15 protein-coding genes are annotated in these 21,868 nt (G+C 70.3%); 9 read left to right on the top strand and 6 right to left on the bottom strand.

What is annotated here, in order from left to right; translation table 11 throughout:
- Nucleotides 1-3 precede the first annotated feature (3 nt).
- Nucleotides 4-1,248, top strand: a complete 1,245-nt coding sequence (gene zigA, locus WME79_RS44875; RefSeq protein WP_437528289.1) for a zinc metallochaperone GTPase ZigA — start codon at nucleotides 4-6, stop codon at nucleotides 1,246-1,248.
- Between the two features lie 98 nt (nucleotides 1,249-1,346).
- On the opposite strand, the gene rpmG is transcribed toward zigA, so the two are convergent.
- Together rpmG and WME79_RS44865 are read right to left on the bottom strand one after the other, a co-directional pair.
- Nucleotides 1,347-1,517: a 50S ribosomal protein L33 gene (gene rpmG / locus WME79_RS44870; RefSeq protein ID WP_437528287.1), complete on the bottom strand. Its 171-nt coding sequence runs from the start codon at nucleotides 1,515-1,517 to the stop codon at nucleotides 1,347-1,349.
- Between the two features lie 221 nt (nucleotides 1,518-1,738).
- Nucleotides 1,739-2,413, bottom strand: a complete 675-nt coding sequence (locus tag WME79_RS44865; protein WP_437528285.1) for a phosphatase domain-containing protein — start codon at nucleotides 2,411-2,413, stop codon at nucleotides 1,739-1,741.
- Between the two features lie 139 nt (nucleotides 2,414-2,552).
- On the opposite strand from WME79_RS44865, the gene WME79_RS44860 reads away from it, so the two are divergent.
- Genes WME79_RS44860 through WME79_RS44850 form a run of 3 tightly spaced genes read left to right on the top strand, consistent with a single transcriptional unit; the run spans nucleotide 2,553 to nucleotide 6,873 of the window.
- Nucleotides 2,553-3,419 (top strand): fumarylacetoacetate hydrolase family protein, encoded by an 867-nt coding sequence (locus tag WME79_RS44860; RefSeq protein WP_437528283.1) that lies wholly within the window; start codon nucleotides 2,553-2,555, stop codon nucleotides 3,417-3,419.
- Nucleotides 3,420-3,430: 11 nt separating this feature from the next.
- Nucleotides 3,431-4,936 (top strand): aldehyde dehydrogenase (NADP(+)), encoded by a 1,506-nt coding sequence (locus WME79_RS44855; RefSeq protein WP_437528281.1) that lies wholly within the window; start codon nucleotides 3,431-3,433, stop codon nucleotides 4,934-4,936.
- On the top strand, nucleotides 4,933-6,873 hold the full coding sequence (locus tag WME79_RS44850; protein WP_437528279.1) for a YjhG/YagF family D-xylonate dehydratase: 1,941 nt from the start codon (nucleotides 4,933-4,935) through the stop codon (nucleotides 6,871-6,873). The genes WME79_RS44855 and WME79_RS44850 overlap by 4 nt, the downstream gene beginning before the upstream one ends.
- Nucleotides 6,874-7,050: 177 nt before the next feature.
- Here the strand turns inward: WME79_RS44850 and WME79_RS44845 are convergent, their stop codons facing one another.
- The 3 genes from WME79_RS44845 to WME79_RS44835 form a co-directional block, all read right to left on the bottom strand.
- Nucleotides 7,051-7,965, bottom strand: coding sequence for an SMP-30/gluconolactonase/LRE family protein (locus WME79_RS44845; protein ID WP_437528278.1), 915 nt, complete (start codon nucleotides 7,963-7,965; stop codon nucleotides 7,051-7,053).
- 16 nt (nucleotides 7,966-7,981) lie between these two features.
- The gene (locus WME79_RS44840) at nucleotides 7,982-8,881 is read right to left on the bottom strand and encodes a M20/M25/M40 family metallo-hydrolase (protein WP_437528276.1); all 900 of its coding nucleotides are present in this window, start codon (nucleotides 8,879-8,881) and stop codon (nucleotides 7,982-7,984) included.
- 97 nt (nucleotides 8,882-8,978) lie between these two features.
- The gene (locus WME79_RS44835) at nucleotides 8,979-11,477 is read right to left on the bottom strand and encodes a GH25 family lysozyme (RefSeq protein WP_437528274.1); all 2,499 of its coding nucleotides are present in this window, start codon (nucleotides 11,475-11,477) and stop codon (nucleotides 8,979-8,981) included.
- 429 nt (nucleotides 11,478-11,906) lie between these two features.
- Between WME79_RS44835 and WME79_RS44830 the strand changes: the two genes are divergently transcribed.
- The 5 genes from WME79_RS44830 to WME79_RS44810 all read left to right on the top strand — a co-directional run bounded on the left by WME79_RS44830 (nucleotide 11,907) and on the right by WME79_RS44810 (nucleotide 17,273).
- Nucleotides 11,907-12,938 carry a hypothetical protein gene (locus WME79_RS44830; protein ID WP_437528272.1) on the top strand — a complete coding sequence of 344 codons (1,032 nt, stop codon included), beginning with the start codon at nucleotides 11,907-11,909 and terminating at the stop codon, nucleotides 12,936-12,938.
- A gap of 199 nt (nucleotides 12,939-13,137) precedes the next feature.
- Nucleotides 13,138-14,268, top strand: coding sequence for a hypothetical protein (locus tag WME79_RS44825; protein WP_437528270.1), 1,131 nt, complete (start codon nucleotides 13,138-13,140; stop codon nucleotides 14,266-14,268).
- Between the two features lie 38 nt (nucleotides 14,269-14,306).
- Nucleotides 14,307-15,038: a hypothetical protein gene (locus tag WME79_RS44820; protein ID WP_437528268.1), complete on the top strand. Its 732-nt coding sequence runs from the start codon at nucleotides 14,307-14,309 to the stop codon at nucleotides 15,036-15,038.
- Between the two features lie 9 nt (nucleotides 15,039-15,047).
- Nucleotides 15,048-15,464: a PAAR domain-containing protein gene (locus tag WME79_RS44815; RefSeq protein ID WP_437528266.1), complete on the top strand. Its 417-nt coding sequence runs from the start codon at nucleotides 15,048-15,050 to the stop codon at nucleotides 15,462-15,464.
- A 96-nt stretch (nucleotides 15,465-15,560) separates the two neighbouring features.
- On the top strand, nucleotides 15,561-17,273 hold the full coding sequence (locus tag WME79_RS44810; RefSeq protein ID WP_437528264.1) for a hypothetical protein: 1,713 nt from the start codon (nucleotides 15,561-15,563) through the stop codon (nucleotides 17,271-17,273).
- Nucleotides 17,274-17,313: 40 nt separating this feature from the next.
- On the opposite strand, the gene WME79_RS44805 is transcribed toward WME79_RS44810, so the two are convergent.
- The gene (locus WME79_RS44805) at nucleotides 17,314-21,570 is read right to left on the bottom strand and encodes a DEAD/DEAH box helicase family protein (protein ID WP_437528262.1); all 4,257 of its coding nucleotides are present in this window, start codon (nucleotides 21,568-21,570) and stop codon (nucleotides 17,314-17,316) included.
- Between the last annotated feature and the right edge of the window lie 298 nt (nucleotides 21,571-21,868).

Genomic DNA, 21,868 nt, shown 5'->3' with positions numbered 1-21,868 from the left:
GACGTGACGCAAAAGCTTCCTGTGACCGTGCTGTCCGGCTTCCTGGGCGCCGGCAAGACCACGCTGCTCAACCACGTCCTCGCGAACCGCGACGCGCTGCGCGTCGCCGTGATCGTCAACGACATGAGCGAGGTCAACGTCGACGCCGCGCTCGTCCGGGGCGGGGGCGCGGCGCTGCGCCGCGTGGAGGAGCGGCTCGTCGAGATGTCGAACGGCTGCATCTGCTGCACGCTCCGGGAGGATCTCCTGGTCGAGGTGGCTCGCCTGGCGGCCGAGGGGCGCTTCGACTACCTGCTGATCGAGTCGACGGGCATCTCGGAGCCGCTCCCGGTCGCCGAGACGTTCACCTTCGACGACCCGGCGACGGGCAAGAGCCTCTCGGAGGTCGCCCGGCTCGACACGCTGGTCACCGTCGTCGATGCGCAGCGGTTCCTAGCCGACTGGACGAGCGCCGACGACCTGCTTGCGCGCGAGGCTGCGCTGGACGGCGACGACGAGCGCACGGTCGCGGATCTGCTCGTCGAGCAGATCGAGTTCGCGAACGTGCTCGTGCTCAACAAGACGGATCTGGTGAGCGATGACGAGGTCGAGCGGCTCACGGCGATGCTGCTGCACCTGAACCCCGGCGCCCGGATCATCAGGGCCTGCCGTGGCCGGATCGATCCTCGGGAGATCCTCGGCACCGGGCGCTTCGATTTCGAGGAAGCGGCGCGCTCGCCCGGCTGGATGCGGGAGCTGCGCGGGGAGCACGTCCCCGAGACCGAGGCGTACGGGATCGAGAGCTTCGTCTACCGCGCGGAGCGCCCCATGCACCCGGAGCGGCTCTGGGCCTTCCTCCACGGGGCGGCGGCCTGGGATGGAGTGCTCCGCTCCAAGGGGTTCTTCTGGCTGGCGACGCGCATGGACATCACAGGCGCCTGGTCGCAGGCGGGCGGCGCCGCCTCGTTCGAGGCGGCGGGGCGCTGGTACGCCGCCTTGCCGGAGGAGGAGCGGCCGGAGGAAGACGGGCCGTGCGCCGCGTGGCATCCTGTCTGGGGCGACCGGCGGCAGGAGATCGTCTTCATCGGCGTCGACATGGTCCGAGAGGAGCTCACGCGCGGGCTCGACGCCTGCTTGCTCACGCCGGACGAGATGGCCGCGGGGCCCTCCGCCTGGAGGCGGTTCGAGGATCCCTTCCCGGCGTGGGAGGACGCGAGTGAACCGAGTGAACAGGAGAGAGAGGCCGGGCCGGCGCAGCTCCTGTCCTGAGGCGCTCCATGCAGGCTGACTGACGCGGCCTCGGCGGCGGGGTCATGCAGCGCAGCGCATCCACGCTGGCTGCACGACCGCGAGCGCTGGAGTCGCGACTACTTGCCAGCTCCCTTCGAGATCTTCCCTTCCGTGAAGACCACGTGTTTGCGGGCGATCGGATCGAACTTGTTCACCTGCATCTTCTCCGTCATCGTCCTTTTGTTCTTCGTCGTGTAATAGCAGTAACCCGTCCCTGCAGACGAGACGAGTTTAATGACATCGCGCACGAGGTGCCCTCCTTGTCGCCGTTCGGCGTCAGGTCGCGCTCCGCGGCAGCGGCGGTGGAGCGACTGACCTGCTGGACGCAACACCATTACTTCGGTTCCGTCGATGATGCAAACAGATTGCATCAACGGCGCGGCTCATGGCATCTTGTCCCATGAGTCTTCGTCGCGACAGCGCAGTGTGTGCACCGGGCTCCCCGAGCGAGGCGACCCTGCGAACAGGGTCATCCGCCCTCACGTCGAGTCAGCATTCCCTCCAGAGCTCGCCGCTGCGCGGCGTTCAGCCGGATCCCCGGCCGTCGGAGCCGGAGCTGGGCCTCCGCCTCGCTCACATTCGCGGCGAGCCCCCGGCTCAACAGCAGGGCTGCCGCGATCGTCGCCGAGCGACCATGGCCGGACGCGCAATGCAGGTAGATCGCTTCCTTGCCGTGCAGTCGATGGATGAGCCCGCGCAGCGCGCCCACTTCGGGAGCTGTGCCGTCGAGCACCGGCATGCACAGGTAACCTGGATGGCGGCGCATCGCGGCGGCAGCGGGAAACTCCGCCGTCATGTCCACGATCACCCGCACGCCCTCCGGTAGCTCCTGGCCGCAGGGGCGCCGACCGACCCAGAGCCCCGGCACGACCTCGTTCGCGCAGTCCTCGCGCCCGAGCAGGCGCTCGCCGTGCCATATCGACCACGTGAGCAGGAAGTACGGCGCGAACAGCAGGCAGGCCCACCACGCCAGCGTGCCGTCGACCCGCTTTCCTAACAGGGCGGGCTGACGCGCGAGGTAGGCAGCGCCGACGAGGGCGAAGCTCAGCGCCGGCCAGAGGAGGGCGAGCCCGGCGTCGCCAACCATGACGGCAAGCCACAGGAGCGACGCGCTCAGCGCGATGAACAAGGAGCCGTAGCGCATCGAGCGGTCCGATCGTAGAGCCCGGAACGAGAGAAGTGTTGACTCGATTCCAGAATTGCATCGAGAGTGCGTGGGTGGACGCGCAGGGCGCGGTCCTGGCCTTGCGATCGACAGGGCGGCTCTGTAGGAAGGTGCAGACATGAAGCTGTTTCGGTTTGCAGGCAGTGGCGGTCCGCACCTCGGGATCGAGGACGAGCGGGGAGCGCGCCACGACCTCACGGCGGCATCCCCGGAGGCGTTCGCGTCCGTCGCCTCGTGGCTCGCCTTGCCGGATCCCCTTGGCGCGGTGCGCGACGCACGCGCGCGCGCCGCAGCCCACCCCCTCCCGCCCGACGTCTCGCTGCTCGCCCCGATCGACGGGCAGGAAGTCTGGGCGGCGGGCGTGACCTACGAGCGCTCGCGCGCCGCGCGCAAAGAGGAGAGCGCCGGCGGCGGCGACTTCTACGACCGCGTGTACGACGCCGAGCGCCCCGAGCTGTTCTTCAAGGCGATGCCCCGCCTCGTCGCCGGCCCGGGCGCGCCAGTGCGCATCCGGCGCGACTCGAGCTGGAACGTGCCCGAGCCGGAGCTCTCGCTTGTCGTGTCCGCGACGGGCCGCATCGTCGGCTACACGGCCGGCAACGACGTTTCGTCGCGGTCCATCGAGGGCGACAATCCCCTCTACCTGCCGCAGGCGAAGATCTACGACGGCTGCTGCGCGCTCGGCCCCGCCATCGCGCTCGCGGACGAGCCCGGGCTCGACCTGCGCGCGCTCTCCATCGAGCTCGCGATCCGGCGCAAGGGCGAAGCGGTGTTCTCGGGGAAGACCTCGACCGCGAGCATGCGGCGCGCGCCCGAGGAGCTCGTCGGCTACCTCACGCGCGAGCTGAGCTTCCCCGCGGGCGTCGTCCTCATGACCGGGACCGGCATCGTGCCGCCAGACTCGTTCACCCTGGAGCCTGGCGACCTCGTGGAGATTGCGATCCACGGCGTCGGCACGCTGGCAAACCCTGTATCTCGAGGTTGACGAGGCGCCCCATGGAATTCCTCGCCCACAACGCCGCCACCGGGGAACAACTCGGCGCCTACCGTGACGCCACCGCCGACGAGATCGACGCCGCCGCCGGCGCCACCGTCGCTGCGGCGCCGGCCTTCGCCGGCCTCGCGCCGGAGATGCGCGCCCGGTTCCTGGAGACCGCCGCCGACGAGATCATGGCGCTCGGCGAAGCCCTGATCCAGACCGCACACCGGGAAACCGGGCTGCCTATCGCCCGCCTCGAAGGCGAACGCGCCCGCACCACCGGCCAGCTGCGCCTCTTCGCCGCCGTCGTGCGCGAGGGCTCCTGGGTCGATGCCCGGATCGATCCCGCGCTGCCGGACCGCAAGCCGCTCCCGCGCCCCGACGTGCGCCGGATGCTGCGGCCGCTCGGTCCGGTCGCCGTCTTCGGCGCGAGCAATTTCCCCCTCGCGTTCTCTGTCGCCGGCGGCGACACCGCCTCCGCCCTCGCTGCCGGCAACCCGGTCGTGGTCAAGGCCCACCCGGCGCACCCGGGTACCTCCGACCTCGCGGCAGCGGCCCTCCGCTCCGCCGTTCAGAAGGCGGGCCTGCCCGCGGGCGTGTTCGGCATGGTGCACGGCGCCTCGCCCGAGGTCTCGCTCGCGCTGGTACGCCACGAGGCCATCCAGGCGGTGGGCTTCACCGGGTCCACCCGCGCCGGCCGCGCCCTCTGGGACGCCGCCGCCGCCCGCCCGCGGCCGATCCCCGTCTTTGCCGAGATGAGCAGCATCAACCCGCTGGTCGTGCTGCCCGGCGCGCTGCGCGAGCGCCGCGACGCGATCGCCGAAGGGCTGATCAACTCGTGCACGCTCGGCGTCGGCCAGTTCTGCACCAAGCCCGGCCTTGTCCTGGGGTTGGCTTCCCCTGAGTGGGATGCATTTGCGCGGTCGGTCGCCAACCGAGCCCGCGCCATCACGCCTGGTGTGATGCTGCACGCCGGTATCCAGGCGTCGTTCGACCGCTCCGTGCGGGAGCTGAGAGGCGTGGAGTGGCTGACCGACACCGGCGCGCGCGTCGCTCGCGTCTCCGCCGCCGACTTCGCGCGGGAGCCGCACCTCGCGCACGAGATCTTCGGACCGTACACGCTGCTCGTCACCGCTTCGAGCCGCGGAGAGTTGCTTCAGCTCCTCGGCGCGCTCGACGGCCAGCTCACCGCCACGCTTCACGGGACCACCGACGATCTCGCCGCCGCCCAGGACCTTGTCGATGTCCTCAGCCGGGTCGCGGGCCGCCTTGTCTTCGATGGCTACCCGACGGGCGTGGAGGTGTCGCACGCCATGCACCACGGCGGGCCGTATCCAGCGAGCAGCGACGTGCGCTTCACGTCGGTTGGAACCGCGGCCATCCTCCGCTTCGCACGCCCCGTTTGCTACCAGTCGTGTCCGCCCGCGCTGCTCCCGCTGGAGCTGCGCGACGACAATCCGCTCGGGATATCGCGTCTCGTCGACGGCCGGGCCACCCGCGATCCCATCGCACCCCGCGCATGAGCCACGACCCGGTGTTCGAGTCCGGCAGCGAGGCGATCTACACCCTGCGCACGACCGCGCCCGGACCGTCGGGGCGCCTCCCGCTCGGGGCCGAGCAGCTGCGCGCCATGTCCAGCGGGGAGCTGTTCGGCTGGACGCAGAATGCCGGGATGGGGTGGGATCCTGCGCGCCTGAACGGGAAGCAGTTTCTCGTGCTCAGCACGCAGGGGGGGATCCGCGCGCCCGACGGCACGCCGATCGCGCTCGGGTACCACACCGGGCATTGGGAGGTGGGCCTGCTCATGGAGGAGGCCGCCCGCACGTTCACGGCCGGCGGGGCCATCCCGTTCGCCGGCTATGTCAGCGATCCGTGTGACGGGCGGACCAATGGCACCGTCGGCATGCTCGACAGCCTCGCTTACCGCAATGACGCCGCCATCGTCTTTCGACGGCTGATACGCTCGCTGCCCACCCGCAGAGGCGTGCTCGGCGTCGCCACCTGCGACAAGGGCCTGCCGGCCATGTTGATGGCGCTCGCCGGCACCCTCGACCTCCCCACGGTGCTCGTGCCGGGAGGCGTCACGCTCCTCGCGGAGGAGGCCGAGGATACCGCCAAGGTCCAGACCCTCGCCGCGCGTTATGCGCGCGGGGAGGTGAGCCTCGACTACGCGGCCGAGATGGGCTGCCGAGCCTGCGGTTCCCCCGGCGGCGGCTGCCAGTTCATGGGCACGGCCGCGACGAGCCAGGTGGTGGCGGAGGCGCTCGGCCTCGCCCTCCCCCACGGCGCGCTCAGCCCGTCGGGCGCCGAGATCTGGCGCGACCTCGCCCGCCGTTCCGCGCACGCGCTCATGGCCCTCGAGCGGCGTGGAGCGACAACGCGGGACATCGTCACCGACGACTCGGTCCACAACGCCATGGTGCTGCATGCCGCCGTCGGCGGGTCGACCAACCTGGTGCTCCATGTGCCGGCGATCGCCCATGCGGCCGGGCTTCGGCGCCCCACGGTGGATGACTGGGCGCGCATCAACGCCCTCGTCCCGCGCCTCGTGGACGTGTTGCCCAACGGGCCGAAACATTATGCCACGGTTCAGGTCTTCCTCGCCGGAGGCGTCCCGGAGGTCATGCTCCATCTGCGCGAGCTTGGCCTGCTGCGGCTCGATGCGCGCACCGTCAGCGGTCGGACCGTGGGCGAGAACCTCGAGTGGTGGGAGCGCAGCGAACGGCGCCGGCGCCTGCGCGACAAACTGCGGCAGCTGGACGGCATCGACCCGGACGATGTGATCATGTCCGCCGGGAAGGCGCGCGAGCGCGGCCTCACCAGCACGGTGACCTTCTTGCGCGGCAACCTAGCGCCCGAGGGAGCGCTCGTGAAGAGCACCGCGATTGCTCCCCAGGTGATCGGACCGGACGGCGTTTATCTGCACGAAGGACCTGCGCGCGTGTTTGGCAGCGAGGACGCGGCGATCGAGGCGATCAAGACGGGCGCCGTGCAACCGGGTGACGTGATGGTGCTGATCGGCATCGGCCCCGGTATCGGGATGCCGGAGACGTACCAGATCACCTCTGCCCTCAAGCACGTGAAGGATGGATACCGTATCGCCCTGATCACGGACGGTCGTTTCTCCGGCGTCTCCACCGGGGCGTGCATCGGCCACGTCAGCCCGGAGGCGTGGGCGGGTGGACCCATCGGCCGCGTGCGCGACGGCGACCGCATCAGGCTGCGGATCGACACGCGCAGCCTGGAGGGGACGGTGGACGTCGTGGATGTGGACGCCGGCGGTCTTGCCGCCCGTTCGCCCAATCCAGCCCTTCAGCCCGACGGCCGAGTGAACGCGGATACGCGGTTGTGGGCTGCTCTTCAGGATGCCAGCGGCGGCACCTGGGGTGGGTGCGTCTATGATGCGGAGCGCATCATCGGGCTCCTCGGTCGCGCCATCGCGGCCGAGCGGAGCGCCTGACTCCAGGTCTCGCTCCACAGCGGTTCCCCCCCACCTCTGCACCATGCCGAGCAGAGCGGCGGTCACCCGCACAGGAGACGGGCCCAGATCGGCGTTTTCGGCGCGCAAGCGCACTCCGGTGCGCTGAGCACCGGAAACGTCGAGGTGGGCCCGTATCCGAAGCGGGTGACCGCCGCTCTAGGCGCCGCGGGTGTTCAGGTAGACGGCGTACAGCGAGGTCGTGCCGCAGATGAACAGGCGGTTGCGCTTGGCGCCGCCGAAGCAGACGTTGGACACCGTCTCGGGGATCAGCACCTTGCCGAGGAGCGCACCGTCGCTCGCGTGGCAGCGCACGCCGTCGCCGGCCGACAGCCACAGGTTGCCGTGCACGTCGACGCGGAAGCCGTCGTACACGCCGACCGGGCAGGTCGCGAACACCTCGCCGCCGGTCAGCGTGCCGTTCGCGTCGACGCGGAACTTGCGCACGTGGTGCGGGCCGCCCTTCACGTGCGTCGCGCCGGTGTCGGCGATGTACAGCAGCGACTCGTCCGGCGAGAAGGCGAGGCCGTTGGGCTGCACGAAGTCGTCCGCGACGACCGTCAGCGCACCGGAGATCGGGTCGATGCGGTAGACGCGCTGCGCGCCCTGCTCGTTGGGCGACGCGTCGCCTTCGTAGTCGCTGTCGATGCCGTAGCTCGGGTCGCTGAACCAGATGCTGCCGTCGGACTTCACGACCACATCGTTCGGCGAGTTCAGCGGCTTTCCCTCGAAGTGCGACGCGAGCACCGTGCGCGAGCCGTCGTGCTCGGTGCGCGAGATGCAGCGGCCGCGGTGCTCGCAGGACACGAGCCGGCCCTGCAGGTCGACCGTGTGGCCGTTGGTGTTCATGGCGGGCTGGCGGAACACCGAGACCGAGCCGTCGGTCTCGTCCCAGCGCATCATGCGGTCGTTCGGGATGTCCGACCAGACGAGGTAGCGCCCCGCTGGGAACCACGCCGGCCCCTCCGCCCAGCGGCAGCCCGTGTACAGCTTCTCGACGTGCACGTGCGGGAGCGCGAGCTTGCGGAAGCGCGTATCGATCACCTCGAAGCTCGGGGTCAGCTCGATGACCATCGGGATCTCCTTCCAATCAGCCGGTACGGACCTGCCGCATCACCGTCGCGAGGACGAGCTGCGTCACGCGGCGCATGAAGCCGTAGTCGAGCGTCTCGGGGGTGTCCGTCGGCCGGTGGTAGTTCGGGTTGCGGAACTCCGCCGTATCGGTCCAGAGCATCGCAGGGATCTTCGCCTTCCAGAACGGCGAGTGATCGCTCCGGTGGAGCACGGGGAGCCATTCCTCGAGGCCGAGGTAGACCTTGAGACCGACCACCGGCAGCTCGGGCACCATCGCCTCTGCCTGCTTCGCGGCGAGCTCCACGAGGTGGTTCGAGCGGTGGTTCGTGAGCAGCCCGATGAAGTCGCCGACGTCCGGCGCCCCGGGGACCGGGACCGGCATCCGCTGGGAGCCAGGCTCGTGGCTCGCGTAGCCGACCATCTCCAGCACGTGCACGGCGGCGATCGGCGCTCCGCCCTGCGATCGATGGCGCGCCACGAACTCGACGCTGCCGAGCAGCCCGTCCTCCTCGCCGTTCCAGGCCACGAAGCCCACCGGCGGGGCCGGCTCGAAGCGCGAGAGCGCCCTTGCGCAGGCGAGCATCGCGGCGATCCCGCTCGCGTTGTCGTCGGCGCCGGGCGTCTCGGGCACGCTGTCGTAGTGCGCCCCGACGAGGATCATCGGGCGATCGGCCGGGGCCCGAGGCGTCGCGACCACGTTCCCGAGCTCGCCCTCGATCTCGACCGCGTAGCCCCGCTCCTCCAGCGCAGCTGCGACGTACTGCGCCGCGCGGCGGTTCTCCGCGCGCTGGCGGAACATGTGCCGCGGCCTCGCGAGCGCGACGATCGCGTCGAGCAGCTCCGCCTCGCTGACCGACGCGAGCGCATCGATCAGGCTGCCGTGACCGTCCATGGCCTTTGTGCGTCTCAACTCCATCGCGGGGACTCCTCCTGCTACCAGCGGAGTGTAGCTGAGTCCCACCCCTCCCCTCACCCCTCCCCGAGGTTCGGCCGCGGCAAAACGACCGCATGGGTCACCCGAGCGGGTGCACTTCGTACCTCGGAACGCTGATGATCCCCTCGTCGCTCACGAGGCCGCACAGCGCCGGGTCGAGAAGGACGTCGGCCACACAGCGCTGGTCCGACCCGACGGCCATCAGGCCGCCGATCAGCCGCACCCCATGGCTGTAGTCGGCGTAGGTGTCCTCGTGCGGCAGCCGCCGCCGGAGCGACGTGTCCAGCGGCTGCCACGGCTTGCCGTCCGCCTTGTAGAAGCCGAAGATCGCCAGCCGGCGCGCGTAGTGGTGCAGCCGGTTGGTCACCACGACGTCCTTCTTGTGTCCCGCGAGCAGCTCGCCGAGCTCGCCGACCCGGTGCTGCTCGATGGCCAGGTGGTGGTCACGAAAGCGCTCCACCTTGGTGCCGTCCTGGGGATCGAACGGGATGGCCGTCTGCTTCCGCGAGGCGGCATAGATGTCCTTCACGAGCTTCTTCGTCGGCAGCACGCAGCCGCACGCATCCGCGACGCGCTGGGCGGTGACGCCGGTGAGCGGCATGCGCAGGAAATCGTTGTCCGGCCCGATCGCCAGGTAGTCGGCGCACACGTACGCGACACCGCGCTTTCCGCCGGGCGCCTCGACCGTGACGCGATGGAAGCGGCGCAGGAAGCTGGGCACGTTCCCCCGCAGCACCTCCTGGAGAAAGAGCTCCTCCCGCGCCGCGAGCGACAGGCCCCGGACCTGCTCGTAGAACCTCGTACCGGTCAGCGCGCCCGGATCGCGCGGCGGCAGCCAGTCGAGGCCCGTCCCGTCGAACACCGATGCCAGCTGCGCGGACGCGGGCTGCGCCTGGCTCGATGCGAAGAACGCCACGGCGCCCCCGGCGTCGTTCGCCCGAGCCGCCACGACCGGCTCGGGGGTGGCCGTCACCGTGAACCGGAAGCCGCTCCCCGCGAACGTGTAGCTGCGGGTGCCGGCCACGTCGTAGCCCGGAGTCGCCGTCGGCCCGCTCGCCGCTCCCTGGAGCTCTGCCTGCGGCCCCGCCGCGCGTAGCGCGCCTCCCGCGGCCGCCCCCTGGCCGACGATGCCCATGAGCGCTCGGCCCAGCGCGCGCGGCAGCTCGAGCGCGCAGGGCGGGCGCGGCAGCGCGCGCTGCATGGCGTCGCGCGTCTCGGGCCCGACCGCGCCGGTCACGGGCAACCCCATCTCCTGCTGGAAGATCCGCGTGGCCGCCTCGGTCTCCTCGCCGAAGTCACCGTCCGCGCCGAACCGCGGCAGGAGCCCGGCGCGCCACATCAACAGGTGCTGTTGCCAGGCCTTCACCTCGGGCCCCGTGGCGCCGCGCGCGAGGCCAACGCCGGGCGGCGCGGCGCCGTAGTCGATACCGGGTATCCGGCCCGCGTGTGTCCAGCCGCGGTCCAGCGCCGGGAACACCCCGACGCCATGCGCGGTGTCGCGCGCCTCGATGGTGCGGCCGTCGCCCAGGCTCATGGCCACGTGGGCGTGCTCGGGGCGCCCGCCCGTGAACGGGTCCGCCGAGAAGCGGAACAGGAGGGCGCCGCGGGTCGCGATCGCCGTGTCCACCGGCATGAGCAGCCGCGCCGCCTTCACGTGGCGCGCCTGCATCCAGGAGCCGTCAGGCATCGTGGGCTCGACGGCGAGCTGGGCGCAGCCCCACTCGATGAGCTCGGAGCAATCGAACGCGGAGGGATTGGGATCGGTCAGGCGCACCTCGTGGCCGAAGATGTATCTGTCATCCGCCTGCGAGAGCAGCTTCTGGCAGAGCGCGTCGGCCGTGGGTAGCGGGTCAGACGTCACGGACCCGGCCTCGAGCCTGGCGAGGCGCCGCAGCTCGCTCACCGTTCCATTGAACAGGTTGGCGTCCACCGTGTTGGTCCGGATGCCCGGCATCACGGCCTTGGCGGTGATCTGCCAGAACGACCACGCAGACCAGGGGTCCCAGGTCCTGAGCGGCTTCTTGTGCGCCCAGTCCGCCCATGCCTTCGGGTCGGCCGGGGGCCTCGCCCGCACCGAGTCGAGTCCATAGGTATAGTTCGCGATCCAGAGCGGGCAGTCGACGAACTCGGAGCTGCCGCCGAGGTGATCGTGCCAGAAGTTGTGGCGGGTATAGAGGATCACCGAGCGGCCCGGGTAGCGCGACTTCACCTCCTGGACGAAGCGACGGGTCCACACCTGAAGAGCCAGGGTGTCCTGCGACGTCCAGACATGGCCATTGTCGCCCGCGTGCTGCGTCTCCTCGAGGTCGAGCACGATGTCGAGCTCCCCGGGCTCCAGGTCGCCGACCACGCTGCAGAGCTTCTGTGCCTGCTCGGCGGGGTCGAGGCGCGGCAACGCATAGTGGTAGTACCCCCGGAGCAGCCCGCAGCGCGCCGCCTCGGCCCGGTTGGTTGCGAACTTCCTGTCGACCCCCTCCGTCCCGTACGTCGCCCGGATGAAGACGAAATCGAGACGTGAGGCGAAGGCGTCCCACTGGATATTTCCCTGGTGGACCGAAACATCAGCACCGCTCAACATAGGCTCTCACCTCCCCCGCACGCGCGGAGCGCGGCCTCGTGTCTAAAAGCCGTGCCCTGCGTGCGCGCCCTCACGCTCATGTCGCGCCGCCCGGGCGACGTGATCCCCGGGGTAGTTCAATTGCTATAGCAGGGCGGCGCGTCCGTCGAGGAGGTCGCCGTCGCGGCGCATCCGTCCCTGCGGTCATGACGGCTATGGCGACGGCGGAGGGCGGCGATCAGCGCGTGTGTTGGAAGCCGAACGAGCTCGAGAACGAGGCATTCGAGAGCGTGCTTCGGCTGGAGGAGTCGGGTACAGCGACACACTCGCCAAGTGCAAGGAGAGGGGGTTGACGCTCTCGCGACTTCGATTGTCCGGCGCGCCCGGCGGGATGCCCAACCTGTGAACCAACCCTCGCATCGAGCACCAACGCAAGCTCGGAACACGCGCATGGATAAACAGCGCGCGGAGATGCAGGCAAAGCTAAGCAAGGAGCTCTCGGTCTGGGAGCAACAGAGAGCGCTGGCGCTCGACACCACGACGAAGGAGATCGTCATTGCTCTCAAGAAGCAGCTTGACGGTTCGCACATCCACTATGTCCTCCGGGTGCATAAGGACAAGCAGCTCGTGCAGCTCATGGACACCGGCAACGGAGCCAACTTCTGGGCGAAGATCAAGCGGGAACGCCCGGGGCGCGGAGCGCTCGTCGAGTACATGCAAGCCGGCATCGTCGACGGCAGCGCACAGAACAAGGTCGGCCCCGGGCAGATGCTCGGCTTCTGCGGCATGGGCGTCACGCCACCTCCTCCCGAGGACCTCGGTGAGATGGCCGGGTTCATCAAGAAGGCGCGCCCGATCGGCCTGTTTCGCCTTGTGGTGACGCGGCGGGCCAGCAAGGCGGCGCTGACACTGGACGACGTGCTCTATGTGAGCCGGCTCGCGCGCATGTACGGCAGCTCGCCGGAGGAGAACTACACGATCGCACAGATGCTCTGGGCGATCCGGAACACCCCCGGCTTCACGAACCTGCAGCCGTGGGTGATCTTCTTCATTCCGCGAGGGGTCCTCGCCCGGTCGATGTGGGCGCATGGCGGGCGCGAGATGACGCTGAGCATGTTCATGTCTGAAGTCGCCCCCAGCCAGGAAGACTTCGGTAAAGCTCGAAGCCTGGTATTCTACAAGCACTATTTGCCCGCCGTGGCGATCACGAACAGCGGGCAGCAGCACCCGGACAACGCGGGCAAGGCGCAGTTCCAGTGCCGATGGAAGTACATGACCGGCGGCTCAGGCAAGGCAGAACCGAGCGCCGCGTGGCCCTCGCCGATAGAGAACAAACTCAAGGCGACCGCCTGGAATAAGATCCTTGTGCACCCGAGCTTCGAAAAATGGTCCGAGGAGCGGATCGACGCGCTCACGCCCTCGATGTTCCTGGACGGCGCCGCCTCAGCCGAGGGAGATGACGATGCTCAAGCGATTTCGTGACGGCTCGACCCTGATCACGGCAGCCATCTCGGTCCTCCTCGCCGGCTGCGGCGCAGCGAGCGCGCCCTCGAAGAAGGGTGAGGGGCGGCAGCTCGGCGTGCGTACGCCGGCGACGGCGAGCGCCGCGCCGACCGGACCAGATGAGGATCCGGGTGCGGGTCTGTTCTCGTTGCCACGAACGGAAGACCCCGCTCCCGCCTTGGGCCGCTGCGAGCGGGGAGACATGGAGTCTTGCCGCGCCGCCGGCTGGCTGTTCCTCCACGGATTCGGTCTGGTAGAGGACGCGGCGCGCGCGGAGACTCTCTTCAAAAAGGCGTGTCTCGGCAAGGACACGAAGGCGTGCATGGATCTGGCCGTGGAGTACCACCACTGGCATGAATGGCCCAGTAAACCGAGCGCGGCTGTCGCGGAGGCCAGCCAGCACGAGCTGGTCTGCGCACGCGGTGAGCAGCGAGGTTGCGTAGCGCTCGCGCTGGATGTGCTCCGCCATCCGGACGAGCTGAGCGTTTTTCAGGGCACCGTGGGCAAGACAGCACTGAAGACCGCCGAGGACGCGTGCGCGGCGTCCAACGTCGAGGCCTGCTCGACGCTTCTGGAGATCGCCTGGCAGGATGACGATAAGCCCCGTGCGGAGGTCATGAGCGCGAAGCTCCTCGAGATGTGCCTTGCGGGCGAGGCGCGCGCGTGCGAGCCAATCGTCAACCACCACTGGCCGAATAAAGCAGCAGACGAGCAGCGCAGCCTCAGGAAAGAGATCTACCTCAAGGCGTGCGAGTTCTCCCAGGATGAGTGCCGCGCTGGCCGAGCGGAGGAATGCTCGTTCGCCGTCGCCTGTGCCGGCCAGTACGGCGACGAGCCACGCCGGCGGGACGCTACCCGCGCGGAGCTCACTTACCACGCGTGTGTCAGTGGTCGAGATTTCAAGGAGTGCGTCGCACTCGCATACCTGTTCGAGTCCGCCAAGGGCGTACCCAGAGACCCCGAAAAGGCGCGCTTCTTCAACCTGGCGGCTTGTCAGCACGGCATCTATGACGGGTGCTCGCGCGTCATCTCCCGCCTTCAGAAGGAGGGCCAAGGACCCGAGATCGACAAGAAGATCTTCGAGCTCGTAAAGATGAGCTGCCGCATGGTCAAGCGCGACTCCGGTGGGTTGACGGGCTGCATGGATCTCGCGGACCTGTACGAGAATGGGCGAGGAACGCAACAGGACGTCGAGAAGGCCGTGGAGATATGGACGGCGGGGTGCCGGCTCATGGTGGCAGCATGCAACGAGCTCCGTCTCCGGAACAGGCCTGTCCCGCCGGACTCGGCCGACGCAGACGAGCCATGACAAGTAGGCCGATCGTGAGCGGAAAGGACGAGAGCGTCATGCGGCTTGAGCGGTATGCCGAGGTCTTGGCCCACGTGGTTCATTTCCGCGGCGCGGACCTCTACGAGGTGCTCGCGCGTCTCGGCGTTGCGCCGGCGGACTGGGAGCGGGCCGACGCCGAGCACACGGCGGAGCTCGCGCTCTCGGCGAAGCGCAACCAGGGGATCCAGGCGCTCCGCTTCAGCTCGGCCTTCGCGAGGACCCGGCGCAGCCTCGAGGCGAAGCGGCCCTCCCTGGTGTCGCTCGGGCCGGCGCAGCGCCCGGCGGCGGAGGACGCCACGCCGGTGCAGGCCCCGCCGCCGCCTGCGGCGCCGCCGGCGCTCGCGCCCCCTCAGGGGCCGGCATTCGTCACGCCGCGCTCGCCGACCGAACGCAACGAGGTCTCGCCCTGGGCCGCAAACGCGCACGCCCGGCCCGCCAGCGACGGCAGCCGGCCCCCGGCGCCGCCCCGCTCCGAGGTGGTCGCCACACCGCCAGGCCCGCCAGCGCCCCTCCGGCGCGGCGGCCCGCCGAGCCCACCGGAACGGGCGGGCATCCCCCAGGGCACGGCCGACATCAAGGAGTTCGTTCCGCGACCCGACATGCCGTTCCAGTCCTGCCAGGCGCAGGCCGCGGGGCAGAGCGCACCGGAGGGAAAGCGGCTCCAGCGGTTCGACTTGCAGACGGGCAAGCCCCTCGATCCACCCCTCGGGGTCGACGCACCGAAGCCGGGTGACGAGGGGAGCGGCTGACGCCGGTACATGCGTTCGCGATCCCCCAGCCCAGGAAAGCCAGCGGCGAAGCAAGGCGACAAGATCGTCGGCATCGACACGCATGTGCTGATGGTCCCGTCGCCGGGCGGGCCTGTGCCCACGCCGACGCCGATGCCGTTTAGCGGGAACCTGTCCGGCGATCTGAGCGCAGACGTTCTCGTGGAGGGCAAGCCAGCCGCGACCCAGGGCAGCACCGCGACGAACGCGCCCGCGCATGTGCCCGCGGGGGGCACGTTCCAGCGCCCGCCGTCGAACCAGGCCCGTGTTCAGATGGGCAGCAAGACGGTGCTCATCAACAACAAGCCCGCCGCGCACCTCGGAGATCCGGCGATGACCTGCAACGACCCGGGCGACGCGCCGAACGGGAGCGTGATCGCCTCCGGGACCGTGCTGGTCGGCGACTAGGGGCCGGGGATGGCGGCAGCCACGAAGCCCGCAGCGGGGACGCAGGAAGCGAGCGAAGGGATCTCGCTGGCGCAGTACGCGGCTGTCAGGGCGGCGGTGACGGAGGGGTTCGCGCTCGCAAACGTGCTGGCGGTCGAGGGGCTGGCGCCGCGTACGTTCGCGCGGGCCGATCTTGCCTGGAAGCAGCGGCTTGCCGCCGAGCCGGAGCTGCTCGCGGCCTATGCGCAAGAGCTGGCACAGGCGGAGGACTGGCTGGATCGAAAGGTCGAGCCGCTCGCAGAGGACCCGACGGCCTGGGCGGGCTTTCTTGCTGCTTTCGGCGCGCACCCGGCCCCGTTCGAGCTGCTGCAGGAGAACGACCTGGGCATGAACGACGTTGCGCGGCTCCGCCGCCGATGGGCGCGGCGCGCTGAAGAGGAGGCGAAGGTCGGCGAGCTTCTCAAGGATCTGCACACGCAGCCTGGGAAGCTGGGGTCGCTCCGGGTTGGTCCCCGGGTGCTGCGTCCATCGAGGGTGGCCGAGGCGCGGGGATCGGCGGAGAGACCCGCAGATGAGCATGCCGCGGCGGTACCGCTGGGCGAGCCCAGGCTGGGCCTGGCCGAGTACGCTGCGCTCTGCGCGGAGCTCGATGCGCTGCCGGGGCAACGCGAGCGAGTGCTACGGCGCCACGGGCTAGCCGATGAGGAGATGCGGGCCGCGCTGGATCGGCGCTGGCAGGCAACGCTCGAGGGTGACGCGGCGTTGGCGAAGGACTTCGAGCGGCTCCAGGCGCATCACGCGCGTCGACTGGAGATACTCCTCGCCCGAGCGCGGGAGGTTGACGGTGTCGAGCGCTCGCCAGCATTCGTCGCCGCACCGTTTGCGCCTGCCGCCCCATCCTCCGGGGCGATCGCCGGCCCTGGGGCGTCGTTCGTGACCGCGGTGGCCCTGCAGGGCACAGGGCCCTTGCTGGATGTCCCCCGAGGCGGAGTGGTCCCCTTCGTTCCCGCACGCGCCGAGCTCGCGACCGTAAAGGCCAAGCCGAAGCCTCCTTGCGCTGCAGAGTCGCTCACCGGCACCGCCCCCTTGCCCGACATTCCGCGAGGGCCAGAGCTGCCGTTCCTTCAATCCGGTGCAGCGAAGGTGGTGAAGCACCCGCCTCCTGCGATCGCAGAGACCGCGCCGCTCTCGGACATTCCCCGTGGCCCCGCTCTCCCGTTCACAGCCGGAGCATCGGGGACTCCCGTGCCGTCCACACCGGCAGCCGTGCCGCAGCAACCGCGAGCCCCCTGGACCGTCGCACAGACGTCACCGTTGCAGGCTCCCCCTCGTGGCCCGGTGATCCCCTTCGCGGCGGCGGATCCCACGAAGCCTGCCGGCGCTCTCGCAGCATCGAGACCCCCTCCGCAGATCGCGACAGAGCTCCGAGAGACATCGCTGAACCTCGCAATTCCTCGTGAGCTGCTGACACAAACCGCGCCCTCGCCGACCCCAGTGACCGGAGTAGCCTCCCAGTCCGCCACGGTATCGCCGCGCTCCGAACCGTCGAGCACGGCCGGCGATGACGGTGCAGCGCCCCCCTCCGAGCCACTGGAGACGATCCTGCCGCTCGCGCGGTATGCCGCGCTCTGCGCGGAACTGGCCCTGTCCCCCGCCATGGCCGAGTCGATCTTCCAGCGCTACGGCCTGGGTTCAGGCGAGATGCGGTCAGCAGTCGATGCGGCCTGGAAGGAGAGGCTGCGCGAGCACCCGGCGGAGTACGCGAGGTGGCGGGACATGGTCCAGCGCTACTACGCGCACTTCGCCAGGCGAGGTGAGCCCCCGCGGTGAACCGTCTCGATCTCCCGACGCCCCACTGCCCTCCATGCGATCACTCCTCGCCCGCCGTCGCAAGCGCAAGCGCCCATCCCGTGTCGATCCACCGCGTCGCCGCCCGTGGCGTCCCCTCGAGATAGCGCAGCCGGTTAACCCGCTGCTCGTCCAGCAGTCCGCCGTTCTTCCTGACGTCGTCGCTCGCGACGATCACCCACGCGAGATCGGTCAGCGACACCGTTCGCTCTCCAAAGCCGTCCGGGCCACCGTCGATGCGCAGCCCACCGCCGTCGGCCAGGCCGACGATCCTGCAGCGCCTGCCGTCCCGCTCCACGAAGGCGCCCGCGCCGGGCCGCCGGAGCAACTCCTCCACGAGCGCCCGCGCGCGCTCGCGGGTCCCCGCCGGGAGCGACCGGGACGCTCCGCGGCCTGATCCCAGGGTGCGGTATGCGGCATGATCGATCCCCGGACAGGCCCAGAGCCCCTCCTCATCGAGGTAACGAGCCACGCCAAGGTATTGCCAGCCGGGCTCGCCGGGCGGCCGCGCGAGCACGAAGGCCGTCTCCCCAGGGCGGCGCTCCTGCGCCGGCACCGGCGATCGAATGCGATCGGGCGCGACCAGCGCTCCGGGCGTCTCCAGACAGAAGAAGAGGTGACCGCCGACACGGCCGGTCCGCGGCGGCTCCTCCAGCCCGAACGCGCGGACTGCGCCCTCGTCGTCCTCGAAGCGCTCGCCGGCGCTCGGGCCGATGTCCTCGGGGCGGACCACCTCGACCAGGATCGCGATAGGCACCGTCTCGGCCGTGGCCTCATACGACGGCCCGTCCGGATTGTCCGAGCGGAGCCACCATCGCGACCGATCGCGCACGATCCGCTTGATCTGGTAGGCAAACCCCAGATCGCGATCGGGTACCTGAAGCAGCGCCACCTTGCCGTCCAGCGCATCGTACGAGGCGCCGCGCGCAAACCTCATGATCAGCCAGTCCCCGTCACGGATCGGGCGCTTCCCGCCATCCATCGAGTCGCCCGCAGCGCGCACCGCAAAGAGCCCATCGCCGCGCGCAGCCACGATCGGGAGCCGCACCGTCTCGGCCTCGGGAGGGAGCTCCGTCGGCGCGCCCGCGGCGCCGGCCGCCGCGCGCAGATCGGGGAAAGCGATGAGCGCGCCGCGCGGCGCCGTGGAGGCCCCTTCGGGGCTCTCCGGCTCGACCCATAGCCCATCGGGCGAGCGGACGAAGCGGACGTGGAACGCCGTTCCAGGCCGGCCAGCAGCGAGGCCGAACCAGCGGCGCAACAGATCCGGGAGCTCGTTGCGCTGCGAGCCCACGCGGTGCGCGACGTTGCAGAACTCCTTCATGAAGCGAAAGCGCCACACCTGGCCGTCCGGAAGCCGGACGTCGACGTCCCCTGAAGGGCGGTCAGGGTGGGCTGCGCGCGAGGGCAGCTTGAGGATGGGGTCGCGCTTGTTCCACAGCACCTTGGCCGAGAACGACGCGCCGGAGCCCTCATCGCGGCGGCGCGCACGGTACATGGCGAGCCGGTAATCGACGAGCTCCCGCGTCATCGCGGCAAAGGCCTCCTCGTCGCCAGGAGGACAGGAGAGCTTCGAGACGAAGCGGTCCACGTCGAGCGCGAACCAGCGGCGGCCTCGCGCGCCCGTCCAGGCGGCGATGGGGTTCTCCTTCCAGTAGCTGACGAAGCGCGGCTCGTCGAACGTCCGGCCGCCGCCCAGCTCGGCCACACCGTCGAGATCGCGGGAGAGCTCCGGAGAGCGGGCGAGAATGGACTGGCTCCTGCGCGCGAGCTCGACGATCGAGATCCCGTCAAAGAGCGCACCCGTCTCGAGAAGCGCTTCGAGCGTGACCATCTTGGTACACTTGCTCATCGCGGTGATCTCGAGCTCCCGGAGCCACGCGCCGGCGGCGCGAAGGACCCCGAGCTCCGGCGGGCTCAGATCACCTTCGGAAGCCACGAAATCGAACCAGCCCTGGTGGGCTGGCCGCAGCGTGGCAGGCCGATAGCCCATCCGGAACAGCTCGCCGGCCGTCGGGCGCTCGCCGCGCGCGTCGCGGAGATCGCGGTACGCGCGCTCCACTTCGCTCTTCCCGCGGGCAGGAAGCAGGCTGAGCAAGAGATCCTTGGCCTCGAGATCGAGGTCCACGGTGCAGCCCGGCGGCAGGCGCGCGGCGCGGATGCCGCCGAGGAAATCGCGTAGATCGGACGGCTCGGAGCCGAGCGAGACCAGCGCCCGCACGCGGTCGAGGAACACGCGGTGATTGCCCACGAAGTCGAGCACGGTGAGGCGCGCCTTCCCGTCCGCTACGCGCAGGCCGCGGCCGAGCTGCTGCAAGAAGACGACAGGGGACTCCGTGGGACGGAGCATCACCACGCGATCGACGCTCGGCAGATCGATGCCCTCGTTGAAGAGATCGACAGCGCACAGCGCGTCGAGCTTGCCAGTGACGAGATCCGCCAGCGCCTCCTCGCGCGGCGCCGACTCCGGACCAGAATGGACGGCGGCGACACGAACCCCTCGGGCGACAAGGAAGCCGCTGGCATGGTGCGCGTGCCGGATCGAGCAGCAGAACACGAGCGTGCGCTCCCCCGGGTGCTCCTGCCACGCGCGCCACATCTGCTCGAGGCGCCGATCCGTGTCGATGGCCTTCTCCAGCTCTCCTGGTTCGAACCTCCGGTTCTGGAAGGTGACAGCGCGGTAGTCGGTCTCGTCCCTGAGGCCGAAATACGCAAAGGGGACGAGCAAGCTCCGCTCGATGCCAGCGCCGATGTCTGCCCGGTAGGCGACGTGATCGTCGAACAGCCCGACGACATCCGCGCCATCGGCCCGCTCGGGCGTGGCGGTCAGGCCGAGCAGGAAGCCCGGATCGAGCCGGTCCAGGATGGCGCGGTAGCTCGGCGCGGTGCCGTGGTGGACCTCGTCGACGATGGCGTAGTCGAAGCTCCCCGGGGCGAGGCGCGCGAGGTGCTCGGGACGGGACAGCTTCTGCACCGAGGCGAAGACCACATCGCCGGCCAGCTCACCGGCGCTCCCGGCGCACCAGCCGAAGCGCGCGGCGCCGCCCCGCAGGAGGCGGCGGAAGGTCCGGGCGGCCTGGACGAGGAGCTCCTCGCGGTGGGCGAGCACGAGGACACGCGGACGGCGGCCGTGGTGCTCGGCCCAGGCCTCGACGTCGAGCGCGGCGAGGTACGTCTTGCCCAGGCCGGTGGCGAGCACCACGAGCGCGCGGCGCCGCCCCTCGTCCGTGCGACTCCGCTGCAGCGCGGCGAGCGCCTCGCGCTGGATGGGGTGTGGCGGAGGCGGGGGCTCGATGGGCTCCGCGTCCTCCTCGCCCGCCGGCAGGCCCACGGTGACCTGCCGCGCGCGCCGGGCGTAGCTCTCGACCCAGTCGGCCGTGAGCGGCCGGGCGCGGGACCACCAGCGCTCGAAGGCGCCGGCGGTGGCCCGGTAGGCGTCCGGATCGCGGTGGCGGTCGACGCGGAGGTTCCACTCGATGCCGTGACCGAGCGCGGCGCGGGAGATGTTGCTCGATCCGACGAACGCGGCGCCAAAGCCCGGGCCCTCGAAGCGCCACGACTTGGGGTGGAACGAGCGGATCTTGCCGGGAAGCGCGTCGACCTCGACCACGCGCGCCTCGAAGCTGCCCCGGGTGCATCCAGCGCCCGCCAGCGCGGCGTTGCCACCGGCCCAGTCGAGCAGCTCGGCGAGCGCCGTCGCCTGGGTGATGTGGAGGTAATCGCCGGTGACGAGCCGGACGCGAGCGCCGCGCGCGAGGGCTGCGAACACGTGACTCTCCAGGACATCGAGGCCGCTCTCCTGGACGAAGGCCGAGAGGATGGCCACATCGGTCGCGCGCGCGAAGGCCGGCGCGAGGTGGCGCAAGAAGGGGTCCTCGGCGCCGCCGGTCGCGAGCGGCGGGGCTCGCCCGGCGAGGTAGTTCCCCCGGCCCGGGATGACGTGGCGCACGCCGCCGCGCGGGTCGTCCACGTCGCCGCGGAAGCGCGGGATCACGTGGACGTGCAGGTGCATCACGGTCTGCCCTGCGGCCTCGCCAGCGTTGATCCCGATGTTGTAGCCGTCCGGGCGGAGCTCGGCGTCGAGGTCCCGCTTGACCGTGTCGACCAGCTCGAAGATCGCGGCGCGCTCCTCGGTGGTGGCGTCGAACCAGGTCGCGATGAGCCGGCGCGGGACGACGAGCGTGTGGCCGGGGCTGACCGGGAAGCGGTCGCGCAGCGCGAACGCGAGCGCGTTGCTCGCCACCCAGGCGGATTCGGGGGCCTCGAGGAACGGGGAAGTCACCGGCCGGGGGATGATACTTCGGAGCGGGCGCGAGGTGTCCTCCGGTCGCCGCCCTCTGCTACTTCCCGAGGAGCTCGTTCATGGCTACCCCGGCAACCGTTCCCATCACCTGCATGGTCAGCGCGAGGTACATGAAGTCCAGGGTCTCTTCTTCGGGCGCGAGCGGAAAGTCCTCGAGAGCGGCCCGTGGTGCCGATCGCGCCGACACAACATGAACGCGGTAGACGAGGTTCTGCGATGCAGGAGGGGGCCCCTTCTCTGCTCTTATCCCCCGCTGAGAGCTACTTGTCGTGCGGGC

It is taken from the genome of Sorangium sp. So ce726 (genome assembly GCF_051521405.1).
Taxonomy (GTDB): domain Bacteria; phylum Myxococcota_A; class Polyangia; order Polyangiales; family Polyangiaceae; genus Sorangium.
The sequence above is the reverse complement of the archived record's forward strand: the minus strand, read 5'-3'. Positions and strand labels throughout refer to the sequence as shown.